We start from the raw sequence: 6,490 nt of genomic DNA on the forward strand, positions 1-6,490 counted from the left end.
CGGCGGGCGGGCGCTGACCGGCACCGCGTGGCTGCGCAGCGGCGCCTGCAGCGTCTTGTAGAACAGCTCGCCCTTGGGCGTCTGCAGGCTGCCGACGCCGCCCTGGTAGAGGCGGCCGAGCAGTTGGTCGCTGCGCAGGCCGAGGAAGTCTTCGCTGCGCCGCCCCACCAGGCTTTCGCGATTCGCACCGAGCAGTTGGCAGGCCTGGCCGCTGACGGCCAGCACCTTGCCGTCCAGCCCCAGCGCCAGCAGGCCCTGCCACGCCGAGTCCAGATACTGGCGGCGGTAATGGAAAGCGATCACCACCTGCCCCGGATGGCTGACGGCGAACAACCGCGCCTCGATCTGGAACACCGCGAGGCTGAGCAGCGAGAGGCTTTCGCGCGGGCCGGAGAGCGGCCCTTCGCGAGTCATGTCGAGCACGCCGAGCAGCGTGCCCTGCGGCCCTTCGATGGGCACCGAGGTGCAGGAGAAACGGCTCAGGCGATCGAGGAAATGTTCGCCGCAATCGATCTGGGTGGCGCGTTTTTCCACCAGCGCGGTGCCCAGGGCATTCGTGCCGCGCGAGGCCTCGCTCCAGCAGGCGCCCTGGACGATGTCGGCCAGGCCCTTGCTCTGCATGCGTTCGCGGGCGCCTTCGACGGACAGGATGGTGGCATCGGCGTTGGCCAGGATGATCACGCCGTCGTGGCCCTGGCGCTGTTGCAGGTAGTCGAGTTCGGGGGTGGCGGCGTCGAGCAGCAGGCGGTTGCCGGCCAGTAGTACGTCGGGTTTCACCCGCGTGTCGAGGCCGTGCTCGGTGCCGCTGGCGCAGTCCAGGCCGTGACCGAGGCTGCGCCGCCAGGAGGCGTCGATCTCCTCGCGGAGCACGCCGCTGGGGACTTCGCCCTCCTGCTGCAGGTGTTCGCGCGCCAGGTGGGCTTCGCGCAGCAGGTCGCTGCTTATTGTTCTTGTCGTCATGCATCGCTCCGGTAGGTTCCGCGCGCTCTTCAGGCGCACGGAACTCGCAGGCTGGTCAGGGCTGTGTACACCCGCAGGCGGCGTCAGTAAAGGGGAAGCCCCTGGTAGGAAGGTTCACCGGGCAAGCACACGCAATTCCCGCGCCACAGCCTCTCTCCACACCGCCTTCGAGTTGTGTTGACAGTGACCCGAGGCAGGTTTACGTTAACGTAAAGGTAAACGACCGAGCAAGAAGATTCCCATGCCCACGACCTACACCATCTCCGAGCTTGCCCGCGAACTGGACGTCACCACCCGCGCCATTCGCTTCTATGAAGAACAGGGCATGCTCAGCCCCGAGCGCCGTGGCCAGGAACGCATCTACAGCGCCAAGGACCTGGTAGCCCTGAAGCTGATCCTGCGCGGCAAGCGCATCGGTTTCTCGCTGGCCGAGTGCAAGGAGCTGATCGACCTCTACGACCCCAGCAGCGGCAACACCAGGCAGCTGCAGACCTTCCTCGACAAGATCACCGCGCGCCGCGCGCAGCTGGAACAGCAGTTGCTCGACATCGAGCAGATGAAACTGGAACTGGACACGGCCGAGGAACGCTGCCTGGCGGCCATGGCCGAGACCGACAAACCCCGCAAGCAGCGCGTGCCGAGCTGATCTCGCCGCCCCTGCCCCGCTCTCTCATCCGAATACAAATACAAGTACAGGTGATTCCATGAGCTACCCCTCCCTCAACTTCGGCCTCGGCGAAACCATCGACATGCTGCGCGAGCAGGTGCAGGGCTTCGTCGCCAGCGAACTCGCCCCGCGCGCCGCACAGATCGACGCCGACAACCTGTTCCCCATGGACATGTGGAAGAAGTTCGGCGACATGGGCCTGCTCGGCATCACCGTCGCGGAGGAATACGGCGGCGCCAACATGGGTTACCTGGCCCACGTGATCGCCATCGAGGAAATCAGCCGCGGCTCGGCATCGGTCGGCCTGTCCTACGGCGCGCACTCCAACCTGTGCGTCAACCAGATCAAGCGCAACGGCAATGCCGAGCAGAAGGCCAAATACCTGCCCAAGCTGATCAGCGGCGAGCACATCGGCGCCCTGGCCATGAGCGAGCCCAACGCCGGTTCCGACGTGGTGTCGATGAAACTGCGCGCGGAAAAGCGCGGCGACCGCTTCGTCTTGAACGGCAGCAAGACCTGGATCACCAACGGCCCGGATGCCAACACCTACGTGATCTACGCCAAGACCGAGCCGGAGAAAGGCGCCCACGGCATCACCGCGTTCATCGTCGAGCGCGACTGGAAGGGCTTCAGCCGTGGCAGCAAGTTCGACAAGCTGGGCATGCGCGGCTCGAACACCTGCGAACTGTTCTTCGATGACGTGGAAGTGCCGGAAGAGAACGTGCTGGGCGCGGTCAACGGCGGCGTGAAGGTGCTGATGAGCGGCCTGGACTACGAGCGCGTAGTGCTCGCCGGCGGCCCGATCGGCATCATGCAGGCCTGCATGGACGTGATCGTCCCCTACATCCACGACCGCAAGCAGTTCGGCCAGAGCATCGGCGAGTTCCAGCTGATCCAGGGCAAGGTCGCCGACATGTACACCCAGCTCAACGCCAGCCGCGCCTACCTCTACGCCGTGGCCCAGGCCTGCGACCGTGGCGAGACCACCCGCAAGGACGCCGCCGGGGTGATCCTCTACACCGCCGAGCGCGCCACCCAGATGGCCCTGGACGCCATCCAGATCCTCGGCGGCAACGGCTACATCAACGAGTTCCCCACCGGCCGCCTGCTGCGCGATGCCAAGCTCTACGAGATCGGCGCCGGCACCAGCGAAATCCGCCGCATGCTGATCGGCCGCGAGCTGTTCAACGAAACCCGCTGATCCTGCTTTTGTAGGAGCGGGCTTGCTCGCGAACGCATTGCGCCCTGAATGACCGGAGGGATGCGGTTCGCGAGCAAGCTCGCTCCTACAGGCCCACACTCGCTCGTGGAGACCCCATGACCATCCTCGGCACCCAACTCAACACCCGTTCCCCGGAATACGCTGCCAACGCCGCGACCATGCTGGAGAACGTCCAGGACCTGCGCGCCGTCCTCGGCCGTGTCCATGAAGGCGGCGGCGCCGCCGCCCAGGCCAAGCACACCCCGCGCGGCAAGCTGCTGGTGCGCGAGCGCATCAACCGCCTGCTCGACGCAGGTTCCCCCTTCCTCGAAGTCTCCGCCCTCGCCGCCCATGAGGTGTACGGCGAAGACGTCGCCGCCGCCGGCGTGGTCGCCGGCATTGGCCGCGTGGAAGGCGTGGAATGCATGATCGTCGGCAATGACGCCACGGTGAAAGGCGGCAGCTACTACCCGCTCACCGTGAAGAAACACCTGCGCGCCCAGACTATCGCCCAGCAGAACCGCCTGCCGTGCATCTACCTGGTGGACTCGGGCGGCGCCAACCTGCCGCGCCAGGACGAGGTCTTCCCCGATCGCGAGCACTTCGGCCGAATATTCTTCAACCAGGCCAACATGAGCGCCCAGGGCATCCCGCAGATCGCCGTGGTCATGGGTTCCTGCACCGCTGGCGGTGCGTACGTGCCGGCGATGAGCGACGAGACCATCATGGTGCGCAACCAGGCCACCATCTTCCTCGCCGGCCCACCGCTGGTGAAGGCCGCCACCGGTGAGGTGGTGAGCGCCGAGGACCTGGGCGGCGCCGACGTGCACTGCAAGACCTCCGGCGTGGCCGACCACTATGCCGAGGACGACGAGCACGCGCTGGCCATCGCCCGCCGCTGCATCGCCAACCTCAACTGGACCAAGCAGGGCAAGCTCAACACCCGTGTTCCACGTGCGCCGCTGTATGCCGCCGAGGAGCTGTACGGGGTGATTCCGGTGGACAGCAAGCAGCCCTTCGACGTGCGCGAGATCATTGCCCGCCTGGTCGACGGCAGCGAATTCGACGAGTTCAAGGCGCTGTTCGGCACCACCCTGGTGTGCGGCTTCGCCCACCTGCACGGCTACCCGGTGGCGATACTCGCCAACAACGGCATCCTCTTCGCCGAGGCCGCGCAGAAAGGCGCGCACTTCATCGAACTGGCCTGCCAGCGCGGCATCCCGCTGGTGTTCCTGCAGAACATCACCGGCTTCATGGTCGGCCAGAAGTACGAGGCCGGCGGCATCGCCAAGCACGGCGCCAAGCTGGTCACCGCCGTGGCCTGCGCCCAGGTGCCGAAGTTCACCGTGATCATCGGCGGCAGCTTCGGCGCCGGTAACTACGGCATGTGCGGCCGCGCCTACGACCCGCGCTTCCTGTGGATGTGGCCCAACGCGCGGATCGGCGTGATGGGCGGCGAGCAGGCCGCAGGCGTGCTGGCCCAGGTCAAGCGCGAGCAGGCCGAACGCGCCGGCAACGCGCTGTCCGCCGAGGACGAGGCGAAGATCAAGGCGCCGATCCTCGAACAGTACGAGCGCCAGGGACACCCCTACTACTCCAGTGCGCGCCTGTGGGACGACGGCGTCATCGACCCGGCGCAGACCCGCGACGTGCTCGGCCTGGCGATTTCCGCCTCGCTCAACGCGCCTGTCGAAGCGACCCGCTTCGGCGTCTTCCGCATGTAACTCGAAGCTGCAAGCCACAAGCTTCAAGCTGCAAAGAGCGCGGCTTGAAGCTTTGGGCTTGCAACTTGTAGCTAGCGACCGAAGGTAGCTATATGACCGACTTTCAGAACATACAACTCGATATCGACCCGCGCGGCGTCGCCACTCTCTGGCTGAACCGCCCGGAAAAGAACAACGCCTTCAACGCCCTGACCATCGCCGAGCTGATCCAGGCGCTGGACGCCGTGGCCAACGACGAGCGCGTGCGCCTCGTCGTGCTGCGCGGCCGCGGCCGGCATTTCTGCGGCGGCGCGGACCTTTCCTGGATGCAGGAATCCGTGCAGCTGGACTACCAGGGCAACCTCAACGACGCCCAGCAGCTCGCCGAACTGCTCTATAACCTGCACCAGCTGAAGAAACCGACCCTCGCCATCGTGCAGGGCGCGGCCTTCGGCGGCGGGCTCGGGCTGGTGGCCTGCTGCGACATGGCACTGGCCGCCGAGGACGCGCAGTTCTGCCTGTCCGAAGTGCGCATCGGCCTGATCCCGGCCACCATCGGCCCGTTCGTCACCAAGGCCATCGGCCAGCGTGCCGCCACCCGCTACGCCATGACCGCAGAGCGCTTCAGTGGCGTGCGCGCCCGTGAACTGGGGCTGGTGGACGAGCACTACCCGGCCGCCGAACTGGATGACGAAGCCGAGGCCTGGATCGCCAACCTGCTGAACAACAGTCCGGCGGCGCTGGTGGCCTGCAAGGCGCTGTTCCACGAGATAGGCGCGGGCGAACTCACGCCCGAGCGCCGTCGCTACACCGAAGCGGCCATCGCCCGCATCCGCATCAGCCCCGAGGGGCAGGAGGGCCTGCGCGCCTTCCTGGAAAAACGCAAGCCGGCCTGGCAGGAGCAAGTCTGATGAGCAAGATCGATACCCTGCTGGTGGCCAACCGCGGCGAAATCGCCTGCCGCGTGATGCGCACTGCCAAGGCACTGGGCCTGACCACCGTAGCCGTGCACAGCGCCACGGACCGCAACGCCCGCCATGTCGAAGAAGCGGACATCGCCATCGACCTGGGTGGCGCCAAACCCGCCGAGAGCTACCTGCGCGCGGATGCCGTGCTGGCCGCCGCGAAAGCCGCCGGCGCCCAGGCCATCCACCCCGGCTACGGCTTCCTTTCGGAGAACGCTGGCTTCGCCCGTGCCTGCGAAGAGGCCGGGCTGGTGTTCCTCGGCCCGCCGGCCAGCGCCATCGACGCCATGGGCAGCAAATCCGCCGCCAAGGCGCTGATGGAAACCGCCGGCGTGCCGCTGGTGCCCGGCTACCATGGCGAGGCCCAGGACTACGCGACATTCCAGCACGAGGCGCAGCGCATCGGCTACCCGGTGCTGCTGAAAGCCGCCGCCGGTGGCGGTGGCAAAGGCATGAAGGTGGTGGAGCGCGAGGCCGAACTGGCCGAGGAGCTGGAATCCGCCCAGCGTGAAGCGCAGTCCGGTTTCGGCGATTCGCGCATGCTGGTGGAGAAATACCTGACCAAGCCGCGCCACGTGGAAATCCAGGTATTCGCCGATAAGCACGGCAACTGCCTGTACCTCAACGAGCGCGACTGCTCTATCCAGCGCCGCCACCAGAAAGTGGTGGAGGAAGCGCCGGCTCCGGGCCTCTCCGCCGAATTGCGCGCCGCCATGGGCGAATCCGCGGTGCGCGCCGCCCAGGCCATCGGCTACGTCGGCGCCGGCACCGTGGAGTTCCTCTACGACGAAGGCAGCGGCCAGTTCTTCTTCATGGAAATGAACACCCGCCTGCAGGTGGAGCACCCGGTCACCGAAGCCATCACCGGCCTCGACCTGGTCGCCTGGCAGATCCGCGTCGCCCGTGGCGAGCCGCTGCCGATCACCCAGGAACAGGTGCCGCTGATCGGCCACGCCATCGAAGTGCGCCTCTACGCCGAAGACCCCGAAGGCGG

At 66.8% G+C, this 6,490-nt stretch carries 6 protein-coding genes; 5 read left to right on the forward strand and 1 reads right to left on the reverse strand.

The genetic code is table 11. The features are described 5' to 3' along the window. Positions 1-960 (reverse strand): GAF domain-containing protein (locus ACCC94_RS26710; RefSeq protein ID WP_413352622.1); only part of this gene is annotated, 960 nt, incomplete at its 3' end. Positions 961-1,201: 241 nt separating this feature from the next. Here ACCC94_RS26710 and ACCC94_RS26715 point away from each other — a divergent pair. From ACCC94_RS26715 to ACCC94_RS26735, 5 genes are all read left to right on the forward strand, one after another. Next, positions 1,202-1,606, forward strand: coding sequence for a MerR family transcriptional regulator (locus tag ACCC94_RS26715; RefSeq protein ID WP_413352623.1), 405 nt, complete (start codon positions 1,202-1,204; stop codon positions 1,604-1,606). A 58-nt stretch (positions 1,607-1,664) separates the two neighbouring features. Next, positions 1,665-2,828, forward strand: a complete 1,164-nt coding sequence (locus ACCC94_RS26720) for an isovaleryl-CoA dehydrogenase (protein WP_024765596.1) — start codon at positions 1,665-1,667, stop codon at positions 2,826-2,828. A 116-nt stretch (positions 2,829-2,944) separates the two neighbouring features. Then, the gene (locus ACCC94_RS26725) at positions 2,945-4,552 is read left to right on the forward strand and encodes a carboxyl transferase domain-containing protein (protein WP_413352624.1); all 1,608 of its coding nucleotides are present in this window, start codon (positions 2,945-2,947) and stop codon (positions 4,550-4,552) included. Between the two features lie 92 nt (positions 4,553-4,644). Further along, positions 4,645-5,442 carry a gamma-carboxygeranoyl-CoA hydratase gene (locus tag ACCC94_RS26730; RefSeq protein WP_413352625.1) on the forward strand — a complete coding sequence of 266 codons (798 nt, stop codon included), beginning with the start codon at positions 4,645-4,647 and terminating at the stop codon, positions 5,440-5,442. Continuing rightward, positions 5,442-6,490, forward strand: a 1,049-nt coding sequence (locus ACCC94_RS26735; RefSeq protein ID WP_413352626.1) for an acetyl/propionyl/methylcrotonyl-CoA carboxylase subunit alpha, incomplete at its 3' end; no start/stop codon positions are given. The genes ACCC94_RS26730 and ACCC94_RS26735, both read left to right, overlap by 1 nt.

It is taken from the genome of Pseudomonas sp. Pseusp97 (assembly GCF_047304025.1).
In the GTDB taxonomy this organism is placed as follows: Bacteria; Pseudomonadota; Gammaproteobacteria; order Pseudomonadales; family Pseudomonadaceae; genus Pseudomonas.